General features: G+C 71.2%; 18 protein-coding genes. 8 read left to right on the top strand and 10 right to left on the bottom strand.

Translation table 11 applies throughout. The features are described from left to right. Positions 1–53 precede the first annotated feature (53 nt). The 7 genes from rsmA to ACT53R_RS02535 all read right to left on the bottom strand — a co-directional run bounded on the left by rsmA (position 54) and on the right by ACT53R_RS02535 (position 7,768). Positions 54–890, bottom strand: coding sequence for a 16S rRNA (adenine(1518)-N(6)/adenine(1519)-N(6))-dimethyltransferase RsmA (gene rsmA / locus ACT53R_RS02565; protein ID WP_476170259.1), 837 nt, complete (start codon positions 888–890; stop codon positions 54–56). Beyond that, a complete protein-coding gene (gene pdxA, locus ACT53R_RS02560; RefSeq protein ID WP_476170258.1) occupies positions 887–1,882 on the bottom strand; it encodes a 4-hydroxythreonine-4-phosphate dehydrogenase PdxA in 996 nt (331 codons plus the stop codon). The genes rsmA and pdxA overlap by 4 nt, the downstream gene beginning before the upstream one ends. Before the next feature lie 3 nt (positions 1,883–1,885). Next, positions 1,886–3,190 carry a peptidylprolyl isomerase gene (locus ACT53R_RS02555; RefSeq protein WP_476170257.1) on the bottom strand — a complete coding sequence of 435 codons (1,305 nt, stop codon included), beginning with the start codon at positions 3,188–3,190 and terminating at the stop codon, positions 1,886–1,888. Next, entirely contained in the window at positions 3,187–5,541 is a 2,355-nt protein-coding gene (gene lptD, locus ACT53R_RS02550) for an LPS assembly protein LptD (protein WP_476170256.1), read from the bottom strand. Before lptD ends, ACT53R_RS02555 begins: the two co-directional genes overlap by 4 nt. A gap of 89 nt (positions 5,542–5,630) precedes the next feature. Then, a complete protein-coding gene (locus ACT53R_RS02545) occupies positions 5,631–6,542 on the bottom strand; it encodes a histone deacetylase family protein (protein ID WP_476170321.1) in 912 nt (303 codons plus the stop codon). A 5-nt stretch (positions 6,543–6,547) separates the two neighbouring features. Next, on the bottom strand, positions 6,548–7,108 hold the full coding sequence (locus ACT53R_RS02540; protein WP_476170255.1) for a cob(I)yrinic acid a,c-diamide adenosyltransferase: 561 nt from the start codon (positions 7,106–7,108) through the stop codon (positions 6,548–6,550). Between the two features lie 60 nt (positions 7,109–7,168). Continuing rightward, complete coding sequence (locus ACT53R_RS02535) at positions 7,169–7,768, bottom strand: DUF6580 family putative transport protein (RefSeq protein ID WP_476170254.1); 600 nt, start codon at positions 7,766–7,768, stop codon at positions 7,169–7,171. A gap of 57 nt (positions 7,769–7,825) precedes the next feature. On the opposite strand from ACT53R_RS02535, the gene ubiH reads away from it, so the two are divergent. The 5 genes from ubiH to ACT53R_RS02510 all read left to right on the top strand — a co-directional run bounded on the left by ubiH (position 7,826) and on the right by ACT53R_RS02510 (position 12,468). Continuing rightward, positions 7,826–9,091, top strand: a complete 1,266-nt coding sequence (ubiH, locus tag ACT53R_RS02530; RefSeq protein WP_476170253.1) for a 2-octaprenyl-6-methoxyphenyl hydroxylase — start codon at positions 7,826–7,828, stop codon at positions 9,089–9,091. Beyond that, on the top strand, positions 9,088–10,305 hold the full coding sequence (locus ACT53R_RS02525; RefSeq protein ID WP_476170252.1) for an FAD-dependent oxidoreductase: 1,218 nt from the start codon (positions 9,088–9,090) through the stop codon (positions 10,303–10,305). The genes ubiH and ACT53R_RS02525 overlap by 4 nt, the downstream gene beginning before the upstream one ends. A gap of 72 nt (positions 10,306–10,377) precedes the next feature. Further along, positions 10,378–11,082, top strand: a complete 705-nt coding sequence (locus ACT53R_RS02520) for a hypothetical protein (protein WP_476170251.1) — start codon at positions 10,378–10,380, stop codon at positions 11,080–11,082. Between the two features lie 34 nt (positions 11,083–11,116). Then, entirely contained in the window at positions 11,117–11,935 is an 819-nt protein-coding gene (gene lgt, locus ACT53R_RS02515; protein ID WP_476170250.1) for a prolipoprotein diacylglyceryl transferase, read from the top strand. Between the two features lie 41 nt (positions 11,936–11,976). Then, entirely contained in the window at positions 11,977–12,468 is a 492-nt protein-coding gene (locus ACT53R_RS02510; RefSeq protein ID WP_476170249.1) for a hypothetical protein, read from the top strand. Positions 12,469–12,474: 6 nt separating this feature from the next. Here ACT53R_RS02510 and ACT53R_RS02505 read toward each other — a convergent pair whose 3' ends face one another. Genes ACT53R_RS02505 through ACT53R_RS02495 form a run of 3 tightly spaced genes read right to left on the bottom strand, consistent with a single transcriptional unit; the run spans position 12,475 to position 16,762 of the window. Next, on the bottom strand, positions 12,475–13,218 hold the full coding sequence (locus tag ACT53R_RS02505) for a phosphoadenylyl-sulfate reductase (protein ID WP_476170248.1): 744 nt from the start codon (positions 13,216–13,218) through the stop codon (positions 12,475–12,477). Then, positions 13,215–14,927 (bottom strand): assimilatory sulfite reductase (NADPH) hemoprotein subunit, encoded by a 1,713-nt coding sequence (cysI, locus tag ACT53R_RS02500; protein WP_476170247.1) that lies wholly within the window; start codon positions 14,925–14,927, stop codon positions 13,215–13,217. Before cysI ends, ACT53R_RS02505 begins: the two co-directional genes overlap by 4 nt. Next, positions 14,927–16,762, bottom strand: a complete 1,836-nt coding sequence (locus ACT53R_RS02495; protein ID WP_476170246.1) for an assimilatory sulfite reductase (NADPH) flavoprotein subunit — start codon at positions 16,760–16,762, stop codon at positions 14,927–14,929. Before ACT53R_RS02495 ends, cysI begins: the two co-directional genes overlap by 1 nt. 156 nt (positions 16,763–16,918) lie before the next feature. Here ACT53R_RS02495 and ACT53R_RS02490 point away from each other — a divergent pair, with 156 nt between their 5' ends. The 3 genes from ACT53R_RS02490 (at position 16,919) to cysN (ending at position 20,582) form a co-directional block, all read left to right on the top strand. Then, complete coding sequence (locus tag ACT53R_RS02490) at positions 16,919–17,665, top strand: sulfite exporter TauE/SafE family protein (protein ID WP_476170245.1); 747 nt, start codon at positions 16,919–16,921, stop codon at positions 17,663–17,665. Between the two features lie 95 nt (positions 17,666–17,760). Beyond that, the gene (cysD, locus tag ACT53R_RS02485) at positions 17,761–18,669 is read left to right on the top strand and encodes a sulfate adenylyltransferase subunit CysD (RefSeq protein WP_476170244.1); all 909 of its coding nucleotides are present in this window, start codon (positions 17,761–17,763) and stop codon (positions 18,667–18,669) included. After that, a complete protein-coding gene (gene cysN / locus ACT53R_RS02480) occupies positions 18,669–20,582 on the top strand; it encodes a sulfate adenylyltransferase subunit CysN (RefSeq protein ID WP_476170243.1) in 1,914 nt (637 codons plus the stop codon). Before cysD ends, cysN begins: the two co-directional genes overlap by 1 nt. The last annotated feature ends 3 nt before the right edge of the window (positions 20,583–20,585 follow it).

The following is a 20,585-nucleotide window of genomic DNA, read 5'->3' as shown; positions in this document are numbered from 1 at the left end:
CGACAGTGTAGGGCCTGCCGCCGGTCTTGCGGACGATTCTCGTCTGTCCGGGCTCAGCCGCCGGTGGTGGCGTCGGCCCGCGGGAGGTTCGCCAGGCGCACGAAATCGGCGACCTCCAGGCGCTCGGCGCGGGCCTGCGGATCGATGCCCGCGGCCTCGATGTCCTCGCTCGTGCACACGCCACCCAGCGCATTGCGCAGGGTCTTGCGGCGCTGGCCGAAGGCGGCGCGGACGACCTCGGCGAAGCGCTTGGGGTCGTCGATGCCGATCCGGTCCGCCGGTTTCGGCACCAGCCTCACGACCGCGGAATCGACCTTCGGCGGCGGCCGGAACGCGCCCGGCGGCACCTTGAACAGCGACGTCACCGTGCAATACGCCTGAAGCATCACGCTGAGCCGGCCGTAGACCTTGCTGCCCGGCGCGGCGGCCATGCGATCGACCACTTCCTTCTGCAGCATGAAGTGCATGTCGCGGATCGCCGCGGCGTGGTCCAGTGCGTGGAAGAGGATCGGCGAGGACAGGTTGTACGGCAGGTTGCCGACGAGGCGGATGCGCGCGTCGCCGGCGACCTCGCGGGCCAGCGCGGCGAAATCCACGTCCATCACGTCGGCATGCACCAGGCGCAGCTCGCCGTGCGCGCGCGCCAGCGCGGTGAGCGGCACCAGCAGGTCGCGGTCGAACTCGATCGCGGTCAGCGCGCCGTGGCGTGCGAGCAGCGGGAAGGTCAGTGCGCCCTGGCCGGGGCCGATCTCGACGAAGGTGTCGCCGGGCCGCGGATCGATCGCCAGCAGCATCTTGTCGATGACGCCGCGCTCGTGCAGGAAGTGCTGGCCCAGCGCCTTCTTGGCGGGGCGGACGAAACTCTCGTCGTCGTTGTGGCGGTCGTTCATGCCGGTCGTGCGCGCATCAGGCGCGTCTTCGCGAGGCGGGTGCAGGTGTCGATCGCGGCGAACAGGCTGGACGGATCGGCCACGCCGCGTCCGGCGAGTTCCAGCGCAGTGCCGTGATCGACCGCCACCCGCGGGTAGGGCAGGCCGAGGGTGAGGTTCACCGCTTGCTCGAAGCCGCTGTACTTCAGCACCGGCAGCCCCTGGTCGTGGTACATCGCCAGCACCGCGTCGAAGCCGGCCAGCTTCGCCGGCAGGAATGCGGTGTCCGCCGGCAGCGGACCGATCAGCGTCCAGCCCTCGCCACGCAGGTGATCAAGCAGCGGGATGATCAGGTCCTGTTCCTCGCGACCCAGATGCCCGTCCTCGCCGGCGTGCGGGTTGAGGCCCAGCACCGCGATCCGCGGCGCGGCGAGGCCGAAGTCCTCGCGCAGCGCGGTGTGCAGGATGCGCAGCGTGCGTTCCAGCCCGTCGGTGGTGATCGCATCGGGCACCGCGCGCAGCGGCAGGTGCGTGGTCGCCAGCGCCACGCGGACGACGTCGTTGGCGAGCATCATCACCACCTCGCGGCGGGCCTGCGCGGCCAGCAGCTCGGTGGTGCCGGAATAGGGGATGCCGCCGGCGTTGATCGCGGCCTTGTGCACCGGGCCGGTGACGATGCCGTCGCACAGGCCCTGCAGGCAGGCGCCGGCGGCGGTCTCCAGCGAGGCGATGACGCCGCGGGCGTTGCGCGGTTCGGGGTGGCCGAAGGCAGCGGCAACGGCGTGGGGAATCTCGACGTGCGCCAGTCGGCCGGGACCAGCGGCGGCATCGTCTTCAGGCGAGATCAGGCGGAGCGGCAGGCCGAGGGCGTCGGCGGCGCGCAGCAGGGTGTCGCGGTCGCCGTAACAGACGAGCCGCGCCTCCCAGTCGCGCTGGGCGGCGCGGACGACCAGTTCGGGGCCGATGCCGGCCGGCTCGCCCGGGACCAGCGCGAGACGGGGCCGGCGGGACATCGCTCAGCCGCCGGCCACGCCGGCGGTGCGGATGTCGATGAAGGCTTCGCCGCGGATTTCGCGCAGGAAGCGGTTCCACTCGTCTTCCAGCTTGCGCTGGCCGATGCTCTCGCGGATCTGGGCGCGGCGGTTGTCGTCGCTGGCCTTGCCTTGGCGCGTTTCCAGCCGCTGCACGATGTGCCAGCCGGCCTGGGTCTTGAACGGCGCCGACACTTGCCCGTCGCTCAGGCCGGCGACCTGGGTGCCGAAGTCGGGGCCGTAGTCGTCCTGCCCGAACCAGCCGAGGTCGCCGCCCTTGGCCTTGCTCATGTTGTCCTGCGAGTTCTCGGACGCCAGCTGGGCGAAATCGGCGCCGCCGTTGACGCGGGCGCGCAGGGTTTCCAGCTTGGCGCGGGTCGCCGCGTCTTCTTTGGCGTCCGCGGTGCGGATCAGGATGTGGCGCGCGTGGTACTGGGTGACGGTGCCGCCGCCGGCGGGCGCGTTGTTGCGCACTTCTTCCAGCTTGATCAGCTGGAAGCCGCTGGGGCCGCGGATCGGGCCGATGACCTGGCCGGCCTGCATGTTGTGGATGGTGTTGGCGAAGCTGGCCGGGATCTGGTCCAGGCTGCGCCAGCCGAGGTCGCCGCCTTCCAGCGCGTTCGGGCTGTCGGAGTAGCGCACGGCCGCGGCGCTGAATTCCATCTCGCCGCGGTCGACGAGGCCCTTGATGCCCTCGATCTTCTTCTGGCCGGTGGCGATCTGCTCGGCGGTGGCGCCCTCGGGCAGGGCCACGAGGATGTGTGCGAGGTGGTACTGGGCGTTGCCGCCGGCCTGCGCGGCCATGGCCGCGTCGACCTCGGCGTCGCTGACGCTGATCTTGCTCTGGGCGAAGCGCTGGCGCAGGCGCTGGCTCATGATCTCGTCGCGCAGCGAGGCGCGGAAATCGGCCATCGTCATGCCGTCGTGGGCCAGCTGCTGACGCATCTGCTCCGCCGAAAGGTTGTTCTGGCGGGCGATGTTGGCGACCGCGGCATCCACTTCCTCGTCGCTGATGCGGATGCCGGTGGTGGCGGCGCGGGCGCTTTGCAGGCGCATCAGGATCAGGCGTTCCAGCACCTGGCGCTGGAGCACGTCGGCCGGCGGCAGCTGGTTCTCGCGGCCGGCGTACTGGCCACGGATGTTGGCGACGGCGCGATCCAGTTCGCTCTGCAGGATGATGTCCTCGTCGACCACCGCGGCGATGCGGTCCAGGGGCTGCTGCTGGGCGAGGGCGGAGACGCTGCCGGCCAGGAGGACGGCGGCGAGAAGGGCGCGGAGCGGTCGGATCATGGGATCGAATCTGAAGAGGGAAGTTCGCCGCCACGCGACTGGGGGGGCGGCACGAGGGACAGATCCTCGCGGTAATAGCCGAGGATAGCACGGCGCAACCGGCCTTCCGTGTCCGGCCCAGCGGAGCCTAATCCCTTCAGTTCGATTTCCAGCTGAATGGCGTTGTCGAGCTGTTCGCCGCGATGGCGGAGGTAGCGGCGATCCACCAGGCGCACCGCGATGCAGCAGCTTTCCCACTGCACGCCGGCGATGCCTTCCAGCAACTGGCTGTCCTTGATCGAGTAGTAGTAGCGGCCGACCAGGCTCCAGTTCGGGTTGATCGGGTACAGGAACGACAGGTCGGCCTGCTCCAGCAGGTCGCGGCGGTAGCGGTAGCTGAGGTTGACGATGCCGTCGTCGCCGATCAGGTAGCGGGTGCGGACGCTGGCCAGGTCGCGGCGGCCGGCCTTCGGGTCCCACTGGTAGGAGGCGCCGATCGTCCAGCGGTCGTTGGGCGCGTAGTTCACGTCGGCAACCCACGCCGACTTGCCCTGTTCGACCGGCTGCTCGCCGGCCACGGTGACGCGGGCGTCCTCGAAGTAGCGGATCTGGCCGAGGCTGGCGGACAGCTTCTCGTGGCCGTCGCTCTCGCGGATCAGGCGGGTGGAGACGGCCAGCGTCAGCTGGTTGCCGTCGGCCTGGCGGTCGGCGCCGGAGTAGCGGTTGTCGCGGAACAGCTGGCCCCAGCCGAACGTCAGCGGGCGGGTGTCGAACAGCGGGATGCCGCTCTGGTCGCGGTAGGGCGCGTTGAAGTAGAAGATCCGCGGCTCCAGCGTGTGCAGGTAGTCGTCGCCGCGGAAGCGGGTGTGGCGATCGAAGAACAGCCCGGCATCCAGGGTGGTGACCGGCAGGCTGCGGGTGGGGCTGTCGTCGCGGCCGGGCAGGGCGCGGTCCTTCTCCAGCGCGTAGCCGGTGTAGCGCCAGCCGAGGGTCGGCTTGACGAACCAGCTGGCGCCTTCCAGCGGCAGGCTCAGGTACGGATGCACGTCGATGCGGCTGCCGCCGGCGAACTCCGCGTGGTCGAAGCGCACGGCCTCGGCGTCAACGCCGGTCTCCAGCATCGGCAGCACGCGTTTCTGCCAGCGCACCTGGGCGCGCGGCAGGCGGTTGTAGGGCAGGTTGGCGTCGGTCAGGGTGAAGTCCGCGAGCTGCCAGTGGTCGGCCATCAGCGAGGCTTCCCAGTCGTGGCCGCGGCCGTACAGGCCGATGTCGCTCAGCACGAAGGAGTTGGCGCCGCTGTTGATGTTGTTGCTGGCGTCGTCCAGGTAGCGGGCGTCGCTGATCCAGCCGAGGTTGGCGCGGGCCTGCCAGTGCGGGCCGAAGTCCTGGCTGCCGGCGAACCGGGCGAAGCCGCGGTCACTGGCGCGGCGGTTGGCGACCGGGACGCCCTCGGCGATCTCGGTGTCGCGCTCGCGGTCGGTCAGGTTGTCCGAGGGCAGGAACGCGCCCTCGAACACGCCCCGGCTGGTCGGGGTGAGGAAGCGGAACTCGCCGCCCAGCTGCAGGCCGCGCTTGCTCATGAAGCGCGGGTTGAGCGTGGCGTCGTAGTTCGGCGCCAGGTTCAGGTAGATCGGCTGGCGCCAGTCGAAACCGTTGCGCGAGGACTGCGAGACCGCCGGATACAGCAGGCCGGTGCGGCGGCGATCGTCGATCGGGAAGCGGAACCACGGCAAGTACAGCACCGGCACCTTGCCCACGCGCAGCGTGGCGTTGTGCGCGGTGCCCATGCCGGCGGCGGTGTCGACGTCGATGCGCTGCGCGCGCAGCTCCCAGCGGCGGTCGTCGGGCGGGCAGGTCGAATAGGTCGAGCCGTACAGCGAGCCGACGTCGCCCTTCATCTCGACCCGCTTGGCGCCGCCGTTGCCGCGTCGCGCCACCAGCTGGTAGCGGATGTCCTCGAGTTCGTGGGTGTCCTTGCCCTGGTCGCCGCGGGCGCGGGCCGCGACCAGGCGCATGCCGCTGTCCTGGTAGCGCACGCTGCCTTCGGCCTCGTAGGTTTCCTTTTCCTCGTCGTAGCTGAGGTGGTCGGTCGACAGCACCTGGTCGCCGCGATGCAGCAGCACGTTGCCGGTGTAGTTCAGGACCTGGCCGACGCTGCCTTCCAGCGTGTCGCCGCCGATCTCGGTGTTCTGCTGCGTGCGGTCGGCCGGCGTGCCGGCGGGCGCCTGGCTGGCGGGCAGGTCGGTGAAGGCCGGGACGGCGTCCTGCACCGGGCACAGGGCCCAATCCTCCGGACGGTCGTCGGCCGCCTGCGCGGACAGCGACATGGCGATGCAGAGGGGCAACGGCAGCAGGCGAAGGTGTTGGCGCACGCGGTGGACCCGGTCGGAACGAATCGGATTAGCTTGACGCATCCGCCCCGGGGGGGCAACGCGGCGGGTGCCGCCGCGGACGGCGGTCCTCAGGCGCGCAGTGCGCCGACGTGCGCCACGCTGGCCTCGCGCAGGGCCTGCAGGTCGTAGCCGCCTTCCAGGCTGGAGACCACGCGGCCGTCGGCATGGCGGTCCGCGATGGCGACCAGCTCCCGGGTGATCCACGCGAAATCGTCCGCCTCCAGCTGGAGTTGCGCCAGCGGATCGCGGCGGTGGGCGTCGAAGCCGGCGGAGATCATCACCAGCTGCGGCCGGAAGGCGTCGAGCTGCGGGAGCAGGCGCTCGCGCCACGTCGTGCGGAAGGCCTCGCCGCCGGCGCCGGGCGGCAACGGCGCATTGAAGATGTTGCCGACGCCGCGATCGGCGACGTGGCCGCTGTCGGGATACAGCGGCATCTGGTGCGAACTGGCGAAGACCACGCGCGGCTCGGCATCGAAGATCGCCTGCGTGCCGTTGCCGTGGTGCACGTCGAAATCGGCGATGGCCACGCGCGCGAGGCCGAAGCGGTCGAGCGCATGCGCGGTGCCGACCGCGATCGAGTTGAACAGGCAGAAGCCCATCGGCGCGCAGCTGGTGGCGTGGTGGCCCGGCGGTCGCACCGCGCAGAACGCGCGCTTCGCCTCGCCGTTCAGCACCAGGTCCACCGCGGCGACCACCGCGCCGGCGGCGCGCAGCGCGGCCTCGGCCGAGCCGGGCGACAGCACGGTGTCCGGATCCAGCCACATGCGCTGGCCGGGGCGGGTTTCCAGCACTGCGTGCAGCAGCGGCTCGGTGTGCACGCGCAGCAGCTGGCCGCGGGTGGCGCGCGGCGCCTCGCACCATTCGAGATCGGGGAAGGCCTCGCGCAGGCCGCCGGTCACCGCCGCCAGCCGCTCCGCGCATTCGGCGTGGCCCGGCCCGGTGTCGTGGGCGAGGCAGGCCGCATGCGTGAAGACCGGCACGTGGGTCATTGCGGGCGACGACGCTCGTGCTGCCAGAGGACTTCGCCGTGGCCGTCGTGGCGGGCCAGCACCCGCGCCAGCACGAACAGCAGGTCGGACAGCCGATTGAGGTAGCGGATCGCCTGCGGCCGCACCGCGTCGTGGTGCGACAGCGTCACGCATTCGCGCTCGGCACGGCGGACGATCGTGCGCGCCAGATGGCAGCGCGCCGCGCCTTCGCCGCCGCCGGGCAGGATGAAGTCCTTCAGCGGCGGCAGCGGGTCGTTGTAGTGGTCGAGCTGCTGTTCCAGACGCTCGACGTCGACGTCCTGGATCGCGGCGTGGCCGGGGATGCACAGCTCGCCGCCGAGGTCGAACAACTGGTGCTGCACGGTCGTCAGCAGCGTGCGCACGTCTTCGGGCAGCGAGGCCACCGCCAGCAGCACGCCGATCGCGGAATTCGCCTCGTCGACGGTGCCGTAGGCCGACACCCGCGCCGAATCCTTCGCGACGCGGCTGCCGTCGCCGAGGCCGGTCGTGCCGTCGTCGCCGGTCCTGGTGTAGATCTTGGAGAGACGGTTACCCATCGGCCGGATCCCTGTACGGCGTGGCGCAGCCCGGAAACGATGTGATCCGGGCGCGGGCGGTCAGACCGTCTGCGCGCGCAGCGCCGGCACGCGGGCGCGCAGCAGCGCGAAGCCGCCGAACAGCACCGCGGCGTAGAACAGCGTGCCCAGCACGGTGTTCTGGAAGAACGGGATGCCGGCGACGTACGCGGCGACGAGGCCGGCGCCGGTCTGCGGGTACATCGTGCTGCCGTACCACGCGAAGAAGTTGGTGACGACGAAAAACAGCACCGAGCCCGCGAGCGAAGCGCCCAGCACGCGCGCGCCGCCGGTGCGGCCGCGCAGCGCGAAGCCCAGTACGGTGCAGAGCGCGATGGAGACGTAGACCGACCAGAACGACAGGCTGGTCATGTAGCTCCAGTAGATGCCGCCGGCGGCCACGCCGAGGATCAGGTCGGAGGCGAACATCGCCAGCAGCGGCATCGCCAGCGCGAACCCGCGACGGGCGAAGAAGGCACCGCCGAAGAGGCCCATGGCTTCCACCGGCGAGAAATTCTGCGGATGCGGCAGCAGGCGGCTCAGCGCGGCCAGCGCGATCATGCCGGCGATCAGGAGCGGGCCCGGCGCGAACAGGCCGCGGGCGTCGGAGGCAGGGGCGGTGCGGTCGGCGGGAGCAGTCATCGGCGTCGGCAAGGTGGGGGTGGGCGTCGGGGAATGCAGAGGCGGTAGCATAGCGCAATGTCTTCGCCCGACCCCGTGCCGCCGTCCCCGTTGTCCGTCGACGGGCCCGTTCATGATGTCCTGATCGTCGGCGGCGGCCTGGTCGGCGCCAGTCTCGCGATCGCGCTGGACGGCCTCGGCCTCGACGTGGGCCTGATCGAGGCCGCACCCGCGGGTGCACTGCCGGCGGTGTTCGACCAGCGCAACCTCAGCCTTGCCGAGGCCAGCGTGCACGCGCTGACCGCGCTCGACGTGCTGCCGCGGCTGCGCGCGCCGACCGGCGCCATCGCCCGCATCCACATCAGCCGTGCCGGCGACTTCGGCCGGGTCCTGCTGCAAGCCGTCGACCATGGCCGCGCCGCGTTCGGGCAGGTCGTGGTCGCGCGCGACTTCGGTGAAGCGCTGGAGGCGAAACTCGCCGATCTCCCGCGTCTGCGTCGTCATCGTCCCGTGCGCTTCACCGGATTCGACGACGATGGCCGCGGCCCGCTGCGCCGCGTGCGCGTGGCCGATGCCGACGGCGAACGCACGCTGGCTGCGCGACTGGTGGTCGCCGCCGACGGCACCGCCAGCGCTGTGCGCGAGGCGCTGGGCATCGCGGTCGAACGCCACGATTACCGGCAGACGCTGTTCGTCGCCCGCATACGCGGCGAACGCGCGCCCGACGGCACCGCGTGGGAACGCCTCACCGACACCGGCCCCACCGCCGTGCTGCCGCGCGGCGACGGTCACTATGGCGTGATCCACGGCGTCGCCACCGACGAGGCCGACGCGGTCGCCGCGCTCGACGACGCGGCCTACCTCGCGCGCCTCCAGCGCGTGTTCGGCTGGCGCGCCGGGCGTTTCCTGTCGGTCGGGCCGCGCAGCGCGTATCCGATCGTCCGCGTGCTCGCCGAACGGTTGGTCGCGCCGCGCGCGGTCGTGGTCGGCAATGCCGCGCAGACGCTGCACCCGATCGGCGCGCAGGGCTTCAACCTCGGCCTGCGCGACGCGCTGACGCTGGTCGAATGCATCGCCGCCGGCCGCGCCCGCGGCGAGGACGCCGGCGACGCCGCGGTGCTCGCCGAACACGCGCGCCGTCGTCGCGACGATCGTGCGCGCACGCTCGCCTTCTCGGACGGGCTCGCGCGCTTGACCGCCAATCCGTCGCCGCTGGTGTCGCCGCTGCGCGGCCTCGGCCTGCTCGCGCTCGATTTCGACGCCGCGCTGCGCGCGCAGCTCGTCGGCAGCGCGATGGGCTATCGCGGCGACGTCCCCGCTCTCTGCCGTGGAGTCGCCGCATGAGTCGTCGTCCCGTGTCCGGTCGCCGCGCCGATGCCGCCGTCGTCGGCGGTGGCGTGGTCGGCGCCGCCTGCGCGCTGGCGCTGTCGAATCAGGGCCTGCAGGTCACGTTGATCGAGCAGGCCGAACCGCCGGCGTGGTCGGCCGCCGACCCCGACTTGCGCGTCTACGCCTTCGCGCCCGACAACGCCGCGCTGCTCGCCTCGCTCGGCGTGTGGGATGCGGTCACCGCCGCACGCGCGCAGCCGTACCGGCGCATGCGCGTGTGGGACGCCGCGGGCGGCGACGAACTGCGCTTCGACGCCGACGCGTTCGCGGTGCCGCAGCTGGGCTGGATCGTCGAGCACGCGCTGCTGCAGGACCGGCTGTGGGCCGCCTTGCGGACGTCGAACGTGACCGTGCGCTGCCCGGCGTCGGTGACCGCGCTGGAGCAGGGCGACGATGGCGCGACGCTCGAACTCGACGACGGCCTGCGCGTCGACGCGCGCATCGCCATCGCCGCAGACGGCGGGCGCTCGACATTGCGCGACCTCGCCGGCATCGCCACTCGCACCGAGGATTACGTGCAGCGCGGCGTGGTCGCGTACATCGCCACCGAACGCCCGCACGAGGACACCGCCTGGCAGCGCTTCCTCCCGACCGGCCCGCTGGCGTTCCTGCCGTGCGGCGCGTGGCCTGATAGCGCGGAACGTCCACCGCACGTGAGTTCGATCGTGTGGACGCTGCCCGACGTCGAGGCCGAACGCGTGCTCGCGCTGGGCGACGCGGCCTTCGGCGAAACGCTGGGCCGGGCCTTCGCCGGGCGGCTCGGCGCGTGCCGGCCGCTGACGCGCCGCGTCGGCTTCCCGCTGCGCCGGCAGCTCGCCGACGCCTATCTCGCCGGCCGCGTGCTGGCGATGGGCGATGCCGCGCATGTCGTGCATCCGCTGGCCGGGCAGGGCGTGAACCTCGGCCTGCGCGACGTGTCCGCGCTGGTCGCCGCCGTGACCGATGCGCAGGCGAAGCGCGCCGACTGGGCCGCGCCGCATCGCCTCCAACGCTGGGCGCGCGCACGGCGCAGCGATGCCACCGCCTCGGCGCAGGCCTTCAGCCTGATCAACCGCGTGTTCTCGAACGACGACGTCGCCGCCACGCTGCTGCGCGGTCGCGCGCTGGGCCTCGCCGGCGCGATCCCGCCGCTCGGCCGGGCGCTGTGGCGCCATGCAGCCGGGGTTTAGGCGGTGCCCGGGTATCATGCGCCCGGCGATGCGCCCCCGCGTGTCGGAATGGAGTGGATGATGGCGTATCGCATGACCCGGGTCCTCGTCGCGCTGTCGCTCGGCGCGCTGTTCCTGTCCAGTGCCGGTCTGGCCCGTGCCGGCGGTTGTCCGCCGGGCATGGTGCAGACCGGAAACGCCGACGCCGGCTGGGAAAGCTGCGTGATGCTGGGCGGTGCCACCGCCGGCGATGGCCAGGAAGACGACCGGCCGCCGCCGCCCGAATGGCGTCCGCTGTCCGCGACCGAACAAGCCGAACAGGACCAGTACCTGCACGATGGCGCCGAGGCCGGCCGCCGCCTGCGCGAGGGCGGCTGGGAAGTCGCCGCACCGACCGGTGCGGCACGCACGCCGGCGTCCTGCGAAGTGCGTTTCTCGAAGATGGGCGAAACCGTGGCGCTGCGCGGTCCCGCCGCCGGCGACACGCACGCCGTGCTCACGTTCGGCGGAAAGAAGATCCCGCATCCGCGCAAGCCCGAGAAGGTGCGGGTGACGCTGATGCAGTCCGGCGATCCCGATCAGACCGTCGAGGCCTACAGCTACACGCTGCCCGGCCTGAGCGGGAAATACAGCGGCGCGCTGTCGTTCGCCATCCCCGGCGTGGACGCGCTGTTGTCCAGCATGCAGGACGTGCAGGGGTTCCGGATCAAGCTGCGCGGGCGCACCCTCGCCACGCTGCAATGGCACGACGGCCTGGCGGCGCGCGACCAGCTCGCCCGTTGCCTGCGCGGCCGCTGAGCGTCGCCTCCATCCGCAACGCCGCCACGACACGATGATCCTGCACTGGCATTTCGACCCCGTCCTGTTCTCGCTCGGCCCGCTGACCGTGCGCTGGTACGGGTTGCTGTTCGTCGGCGGCTTCTATCTCGGGCTGATGATGCTGCAGCGCATGTTCCGCAGCGAAGGCCGCGATCCGGCGCAGGCGGAGCGGCTGTTCATGTACGCGCTGCTGGGTACGGTGATCGGTGCGCGGCTGGCGCACTGCCTGTTCTACGAACCCGAGTACTACCTGTCGCATCCGCTGGCGATCCTGCGCATCTGGGAAGGCGGGCTGGCCAGCCATGGCGGCGTGGCCGGGCTGCTGATCGGCCTGTGGCTCGGCGCCCGCGGGCTGGTGCCGCGTCCCGGATTCCTGTGGCTGATCGATCGCGTCGCCATCCCCGGCGCCTTCGTCGCGGTGTGCATCCGGATCGCGAACTTCCTCAACTCCGAAATCGTCGGACTGCCCACGTCGGGCCGCTGGGGCGTGGTGTTCGACGCCATCGACGCCCTGCCGCGGCATCCGGCGCAGTTGTACGAAGCCGCGGCCTACCTGCTGGTGTTCGGCGTGCTGGTGTGGCTGTATCGCCGCCACGGTGCGCGCACGCCGCACGGGCTGCTGTCGGGCGTGCTGCTCGCGGCGATCTTCGCCGCGCGCATCCTGGTGGAGTTCGTGAAGACGCCGCAGGCCGCCTACGAGGCCGGCCAGACCTTCACCGTCGGCCAATGGCTGAGCGTGCCGTTCGTGCTGATCGGCATCGGCATGGCGGTGCGGGCGTTGCGCGGCCCGCGACCCGCGGTGGACACTGCCGGGACTGCCGGCGCGGGTTGAAGCGCCCGGCCTCGTCCGTTCCCTTTCCGCGAGATCGCCGCATGGACTCCCGCAATCCCTACGCTCCGCCGCAGGCCGTGGTCGCCGATGCCGGGTCCGGCGACCAGGCGCCACCGCTGTGGAACCCGAACGCCGCCGCGCTGTGGGGGCTGCTGTTGACGCCGACCTTCAGTGCGATCCTGCAGATGAAGAACTGGCGCGCGCTGGGCGATGGCGAGCGCGCTGCCACCACGAAGCGCTGGGCGATCGGCACCGCGCTCTTCACCGTGGTGTCCGCCGGGCTGGCGATGGTGCTGCCCGAGTCGCCCGTGCTGGACGTGCTGTTCCGCTTCTCCGGCCTCGGCGTGCTGCTGGCTTGGTACTACGGCAACGGCAAGGCGCAGGTCGAACACGTCAAGCAGCGGTTCGGCGATGCCTATCCGCGGCGAAGCTGGGCGGTGCCGCTGTCGCTGGGTTTCGTGGCGGTGCTGGCGCTGATGATCGTGGTGTTCCTGCTGGCGTTCGCCGCCGCGATGGCCGACGCCCCGCCCTGAGACGACTCACGCGCTCTTCGCGAGGTCGCCCCAGTCCTCGTGCAGGCCGCATTCGCGCTTGAGGCCGAAGAACCGTGTGTCCTCTTCGCGCATGCCTTCTTCCATCCGCCGCGTGGTGTGCACGTCGCCGATCGAGACGTAGCCTTCGTGCCACAGCGGGTGGTAGGGCAGGTCGTGCTGGGTGAGGTACTGCCACACGTCGCGATCGGTCCAGTCGGCGATCGGATGCAGCTTCCAGCGACCGTCGCGCAACTGCAGGAAATCCAGCGCCGCGCGCGAATCCGACTGGCCGCGGCGCAGGCCGGCGATCCAGGTGCGCACGCCGAGTTCGCGCAGCGCGCGCTGCATCGGTTCGACCTTGCGCAGTTGGTTGTAGCGGGTGATGCCTTCGACGCCTTCTTCCCACAACCGGCCGTGGCGCGCTTCCATCCACGCGATGCCGACCTGCGGGCGGTAGACCTTGAGGTTCAGCGACAGGCGCTCGGTCAGGTCGTCGACGAAGCGGTAGGTCTCGGGGAACAGGTAGCCGGTATCGATCAGGATCACCGGGATGTCCGGTTTCGCCTGCGTGGTCATGTGCAGCGCGACCGCGGCCTGCGCGCCAAAGCTCGACGACAGTGCGTGCGCACCGGCGAGGTGCTCGATCGCCCAGGCGACGCGCTCGGGCGCGGTGCGGGTAGCGAGCCAGCGGTTGAGTTCGGCGAGCGCCTGCGGCGACTCGGCGGCGGCGACGGGATCGGGAAGCGTCATGCGACCAACTCCAGAGGCAGCGTCCGGCTGCCGGTGCTGTCGAGGGAAACGATGCCGGCGCGGACGAGGAAGTCGCCGAAGCGCTCGCCGGGGGCGCGTTCGGCGGCATAGCGGGCGAGGAGCGGATCGAGCGCCGCGAGGATCGCGGCTTCGTCGATGTTCTCGCGGTAGAGGCTGTTGAGCCGGCGGCCGATGTGGTCGGCGCCGAGCATCAGGTTGTAGCGGCCCGGGGCCTTGCCGACCAGCGCGATCTCGCCGAGGAACGGGCGGGAGCAACCGTTCGGGCAGCCGCTGATGCGGACGTGCAGGTCGGCGTCGGCGAGGCCGTGCGTCGCCAGCAGCGCGTCGATGCGGTCGATGAACGCCGGCAGGTAGCGCTCGGCTTCCGCCATCGCCAGGCCGCAGGTCGGCAGCGCCACGCAGGCCAGCGCGGCGCGGCGCACCGGCGAGGCGGCGACGTGGGTGTCGAGGCCGTAGTCGCTCACCAGTGCATCGACCGCTTCGCGCTGCGCGTCGTCGAGGTTCGCGATCAGCAGGTTCTGGTTGGCGGTGAGGCGGAATTCGGCGCGGCTGCCGTCGACGTCCAGTGCGGTCGCGATCGCGCGCAGGCCGGACAGGTGACGCAGGCCGTCGCGGTCCCAGATGCGGCCGGCGAGGATGCGCAGCGCGAGGTGCCACAGGCCGTCGTCGCCCTGCGACCAGCCGAAGCGATCGGCGTTGTGGTCGAAGGCGAACGCGGGGGCAGGCGCGAATGCGATGCCGGCGCGCTTTTCGACTTCGGCGCGGAACGCGTCCAGGCCGTGATCGTCGATGGTGTACTTCAGGCGCGCACGCTTGCGCACCGCGCGGTTGCCCCAGTCGCGCTGGGTGGTGACGACGGCTTCAGCGACGCGGATCACGTCGGCCGGCGCGATGAAGCCCAGCACGTCGGCCACGCGCGGGTAGGTTTCGGGATCGCCGTGCGTCGAGCCCATGCCGCCGCCGGCGGTGACGACGTAGCCGGCCAGCGCCTTGCCTTCGATGATCGCGATGAAGCCGAGATCCTGCGCGAACACGTCGACGTCGTTGTCCGGCGGCACCGCGAAGCCGATCTTGAACTTGCGCGGCAGGTAGGTGGCGCCGTAGATCGGCTCCTCTTCCTCGCCGCTGCTGGCGATCTTCTCTTCGTCCAGCCAGATCTCGTAGTACGCGCGGCTGTTCGGCAGCAGATGCTTCGACACCGCCTCGGCCTGCGCCTGCACGTCGGTGTGGACCTGCGACAGGTACGGATTCGCGGCCACGGCGATGTTGCGATTGACGTCGCCGCAGGCGGCGAGCGTGTCGATCATCGCGGCGTTGATCGCCTGCATCGTCCGCTTCAGGTCACGCTTGATCACGCCGTGGAACTGGAACGCCTGGCGCGTGGTCACGCGCAGGCCGCGCTCGGCGTAGGTGGTCGCGATCGCGTCCAGCTTCAGCCACTGCGCCGGCGACACCACGCCGCCGGGCGTGCGCGTGCGGATCATGAAGGAATGGTCGGGCTCCAGCTTCTGCCGGCGGCGCTCGTCGCGCACGTCGCGGTCGTCCTGCTGGTAGCTGCCGTGGTACTTGATCAGCGTCTGGTCGTCTTCGGCCAGCGCGCCGGTGATCTGGTTCGACAGCGATTCCACCAGCGTGCCGCGGAGGCGGCCGCTCTGGCGCTTGATGTCTTCGACCGAATGCGTGCTCATCAGTACACGTCCCGCGCGTAGCGGCCCTGCGCCTGCAGCGCGTTGAGGTAGTCGTTGGCGTCCTCGGCCGACTTGCCGCCGTGGGTCGCGATCACGTCCAGCAGCGCCGCGTGCACGTCTTTCGCCATGCGCGTGGCATCGCCGCAGACGTAGAGGTGCGCGCCGTTCTCCAGCCACGCGAACAGCTCGCGGCCGTGCTCGCGCAGGCGATGCTGCACGTAGACCTTCTGCGCCTGGTCGCGCGAGAACGCGAGGTCCAGCCGGTGCAGGCTGCCGCGCTTGAGCGCGTCCTGCCATTCGAGCTGGTAGAGGAAGTCGCTGCGCGCGTGCGGGTTGCCGAACAGCAGCCACTGGCGGCCGGTCGCGCCGATCGCCTCGCGCTCCTGCACGAAGCCGCGGAACGGCGCCACACCGGTGCCCGGGCCGATCATGATCACGTCGCGCGACGCATCGGCGGGGAGACGGAAGCGGTCGTTGCGTTCGATGAACACCGGCAGCGTCGCGCCGTCCTCGCGGGTGGCGAGATGGTGCGAGGCCGCGCCCCAGCGCAGTTCGTCGCCGTGGCGGTATTCGACGTGGGCGACGGTGAGGTGGGCCTCGTCGCCCACGGCCTTGCGGCTGGAGGCGATGGAGTACAGCCGCGGCTGCAGTGGGCGCAGCGCTTCGACCAGCTGCTCGGGGCTCCAGGCGCCGGGATGTTCGCGCAGCAGGTCGAGGATCTGCGACTGCGCCATCAGCGCGGTCAGGCTGTCGCGCTGGTCGGGCGCGAGCAGACGGTTCAGTGCGTCGCTGCCGGCGTGCGCGGCATGCGTGGCCACGAACGGACGGTGCAGGCGGGTGATCTCGCGCTTGCGGCCCAGCCAGTCGCGCAGCGGCAGGCTTTCGCCGGCATGCTCGACGGCCGCGTCGCCGTCCAGGCCCAGTGCGTCGGTGATCGCCTGCACCAGCGCCGGCGGGTTCTCGATCCACACGCCCAGCGCGTCGCCGGGTTCGTAGTCGAGGCCGCCCTCGGGCAGCGCGATTTCGAGATGGCGGATGTCGCGGTCCGAACCGCGGCCGGTGATACGCACGTTCGCCAGCAGCTCGGCCGCGTAGGGGCGCTCGCGGGTCCACGCGACGGGGGCGGCGTGCGGGCGCAGCGGGGTGACGCTGGCCAGCGGCGTGGCCGGGCCCTTCGTCGCCAGCGCTTCGCGCGCCTGATCGAACAGGCGTGCGGACCACGGGCCGGCCACGGTGTCGATGTCGAGGTCGGCGTCGCCACGGTCCAGCCAGCGGCGGGCGCCCAGCGCCTCGAAGCGGGCGTCCAGGCGCTGGCCGATCGCGCAGAACTGCGGGTAGCTGGAGTCGCCGAGGCCGAGGACGGCGAAGCGCAGCTGCGGCAGCTGCGGGGCGCGCTTGCCGTCGAGGAATTCCACCAGCGCGCGGGCGTCGTCCGGCGGATCGCCGTCGCCCTGGGTGCTGATGACCACGGCGAGGAAGCGTTCGTCCTTCAGTTCTCGCACCGGGTAGGCGTCGGCGCGGAGCAGGCGGACCGCCAGGCCGTCGGCCTCGCAGCGGGCGGCCAGGGCCTCGGCGACGCGGCGGGCGTTGCCGGTCTGGCTGCCGTAGACGACGGTCAGGCGCTCGCGGGCGACCGGGGCCGCGGCCGGGGCGGGCATCTGGGCCGCGACGGCGCCGCCGCGGGCCCGGGCCATGCCGGCGGCATAACCGGAGAGCCACCACAGGCCATTGCCGTCGAGGCCGTCGACGATGCGGACCAGGGGCTCGTAGGCCTCGGCCGCGATCGGTGCGGGCGACACGGCAGGAGAGGCGAGGGCGGGCGAAGCGGGGGACATGGGGGCATCCGCGCGTGAGCGATCAGGCTGCCAGCCTAGGTGTCGTGCCCGGCAAGGCGGAAAGGATCGGTCGTTATGCGCTTATGCCGCAGCGGCCTTTCTGCTGCGGGAGCGGTCGCGGATACTGGAACGCCTCCCCCCTCGTCTCCGGTCCCGATGTCCCTGCCACCGGATTTCCTGCTCCATGTCGTCGTCGGCTTCGCCGCGCAGCTGGTCGATGGCGCGCTCGGCATGGCCTACGGCGTCACCGCGTCGAGCCTGCTGCTGGGCATGGGCGTGCCGCCGGCCGTGAGCAGCGCCACCGTGCACGCGGCCGAGTGCTTCACCACCGGCGTGTCGGCGGTGTCGCACCATGCCTTCGGCAACATCGACCGCAAGCTGTTCCGGCGCCTGCTGCTGCCGGGCATGCTCGGCGCGGGCGTCGGCGCCTACCTGCTGAGCACCATCGACGGCAACGTGCTGAAGCCGTGGATCGCCGGCTACCTGCTGCTGATGGGCCTGATCATCCTGTTCAAGTCGTTCCGCGAGCTGGTGCGGCGCGAGGTCACGACCCACATCTCCTCGCTGGGCTTCTTCGGCGCGCTGCTCGATGCCGTCGGCGGCGGCGGCTGGGGGCCGATCGTGGCCAGCAATCTCATCGCTCGCGGCCACGAGCTGCGCCTGACTGTCGGCAGCGTGAATGCGGTGGAGTTCTTCGTCACCCTGACCGCGTCGGCGGTGTTCCTCGCCACGCTGGGCACCGCGCACTTCGGCGTGGTGCTGGGCCTCGCGCTCGGCGGCGTGGTCGCTGCCCCGCTGGGCGCGTGGCTGGTACGCTTCATCAAGCCCCGTCTGCTCATGCCCGTCGTCGGCCTGCTCGTGATCGGGTTGAGCCTGCGCACCCTCCACCACACCTTCGCCTGATGCAGTCCGTCGTCCTTCGCCGGCCCGCCCGGGCGCACCGCTTTCTCCTCGCCGCCGCATCGCCGGCGCCGACGTCGTCCGGAATCCGCTGACCCATGCCGCATCCCGCATTGAACCATCTCGACCGGCTGGAAGCCGAAAGCATCCACATCCTGCGCGAGGTCGCGGCCGAGTTCCGCAACCCGGTGATGCTCTACTCGATCGGCAAGGACAGTTCGGTGCTGCTGCACCTGCTGCAGAAGGCGTTCGCACCGGCACGCTCGCCCATCCCGCTGCTGCACGTCGATACCGGCTGGAAATTCCGCGAGATGATCGCCTTCCGCGACCGCCGCGCGCAGGAAACCGGCATCGCGCTGACCGTGCACACCAATCCCGACGGCGTGGCGCAGGGCATCGGCCCGATCACCCACGGCGCCACCGTGCATACCGACGTGATGAAGACCCAGGCGCTGAAGCAGGCGCTGGACGCCGGCGGCTTCGACGCCGCGATCGGCGGCGCGCGCCGCGACGAGGAGAAGTCGCGCGCGAAGGAGCGCATCTTCTCGTTCCGCACCGCGCAGCACCGCTGGGATCCGAAGAACCAGCGTCCGGAGCTGTGGAACCTCTACAACACCCGCATCCACAAGGGCGAATCGGTGCGCGTGTTCCCGCTGTCGAACTGGACCGAGCTGGACGTCTGGCTCTACATCTTCCGCGAGAAGATCCCGGTGCCGACGCTCTACTTCGCCGCCGAGCGCCCGGTGGTGGAACGCGACGGCGCGCTGATCATGGTCGACGACGAGCGCCTGCCGCTGCATCCGGGCGAGACACCGGCGCTGCGCCGCGTGCGTTTCCGCACGCTGGGCTGCTATCCGCTGACCGGCGCGATCGAATCCGAGGCCGACACGCTGGAGAAGATCATCGCCGAGATGCTGGTCGCGACCACGTCCGAACGCCAGGGGCGGGTGATCGACCACGATCCCTCCGCGTCGATGGAGAAGAAGAAGCAGGAGGGCTATTTCTGATGAGCGACACCACTTCCCTGCCGGGCGCGCCCGGACAGGACGCCGCCGAGGCGGTCGCCGCCTACCTGCACCAGCACGAGCGCAAGCAACTGCTGCGCTTCATCACCTGCGGCAGCGTCGACGACGGCAAGAGCACGCTGATCGGCCGCCTGCTGCACGACACCAAGCTGCTGCTCGACGACCAGCTGGCCTCGCTGGAAGCGGACAGCCGCCGCCACGGCACGCAGGGCGAGCGCATCGATTTCGCGCTGCTCGTCGACGGCCTGCAGGCCGAGCGCGAGCAGGGCATCACCATCGACGTCGCCTACCGCTTCTTCAACACCGAGCGCCGCAAGTTCATCGTCGCCGATTGCCCAGGCCACGAGCAGTACACCCGCAACATGGCCACCGGCGCGTCCACCGCGGACCTCGCGATCGTGCTGGTCGACGCGCGCAAGGGCCTGCTGACGCAGACCCGCCGCCACAGCTACATCGTGTCGCTGCTGGGCATCCGCCACGTGGTGCTGGCGGTGAACAAGATGGACCTCGTCGACTTCGACGAAGCCGTCTTCGCCCGGATCGCCGACGACTACCGCGCGCTGGCTTCACGACTGGGCATCGCGCAGGTCACCTGCATCCCGCTGTCGGCGCTGGACGGCGACAACATGCTCGCGGCCTCGCCGCGCACGCCGTGGTACACCGGCGCGTCGCTGCTCGAACATCTGGAGACGGTCGACGTCGGCGGCGATGCCGGCGCCGACGCCCTGCGCCTGCCGGTGCAGTGGGTGTGTCGCCCGGACCAGCATTTCCGCGGTTTCGCCGGCACGCTCGTGTCCGGCCACGTTGCGCCCGGCGATGCCGTGGTGGCATTGCCCTCGGGGCGCCGTTCCCGCGTCGCGCGCGTGGTCGCGGGCGACGGTCGCGACCTGGCGCGCGCAGTGCGCGGGCAGGCGGTCACGCTGACGCTGGCGGACGAGATCGACATCAGCCGCGGCGACGTCATCGCCGCCGCCGATGCACCGCCGGAAGTCGCCGACCAGTTCGCCGCGCACGTGCTGTGGATGGGCGAGCGCACGCTGCTGCCGGGCCGGCCGTACTGGCTCAAGCTCGGCAGCCGCACCGTGGGGGCCACGATCACCGAGATCAAGCACCGCGTCGACGTGAACACGCAGGAGCATCTCGCCGCGAAGCATCTCGAACTCAACGAGGTCGGCTGGTGCAACCTGCACCTCGACCAGCCGATCGCGTTCGAGCCTTACGCCGAGAACCGCGAACTCGGCGGCTTCATCCTGATCGATCGCCAGACCCATGCCACCGTCGCCGCCGGCACGTTCGACTTCGCGCTGCGCCGCGCCGGCAACATCCACTGGCAACACCTCGAAGTCGACAAGGCCGCGCGTGCGCGCAGCCTCGGCCAGAGCCCGCACTGCCTGTGGTTCACCGGCCTGTCGGGTTCGGGCAAGTCGACGATCGCCAACCTCGTCGAGAAGCGCCTCACCGCGCTGGGCCTGCACACCTACGTGCTCGACGGCGACAACGTCCGCCACGGCCTCAACAAGGACCTCGGCTTCAGTGACGAGGACCGCGTCGAGAACATCCGCCGCGTCGCCGAAGTCGCGAAGCTGATGGTCGACGCGGGCCTGATCGTGCTGGTCAGCTTCATCTCGCCGTTCCGCGCCGAGCGACGCATGGCGCGCGAACTCTTCGACGCCGGCGAGTTCATCGAGGTGTTCGTCGACACCCCGCTGGAGGAAGCCGAACGCCGCGACGTGAAGGGCCTCTACGCCAAGGCGCGCGCCGGCAAGATCCCGAACTTCACCGGCATTTCCTCGCCGTACGAAGTGCCGGAAGCGGCCGAATTGCACCTGCACACCGCGGGCGAGGCGCCGGAAGCACTGGCAGAGCAGGTGGTGGCGCGGCTGCTGGAGGACTGACCA

The organism is Lysobacter sp. DMC104 (genome assembly GCF_056313665.1).
This window is presented reverse-complemented; position numbering and strand designations above follow the sequence as displayed.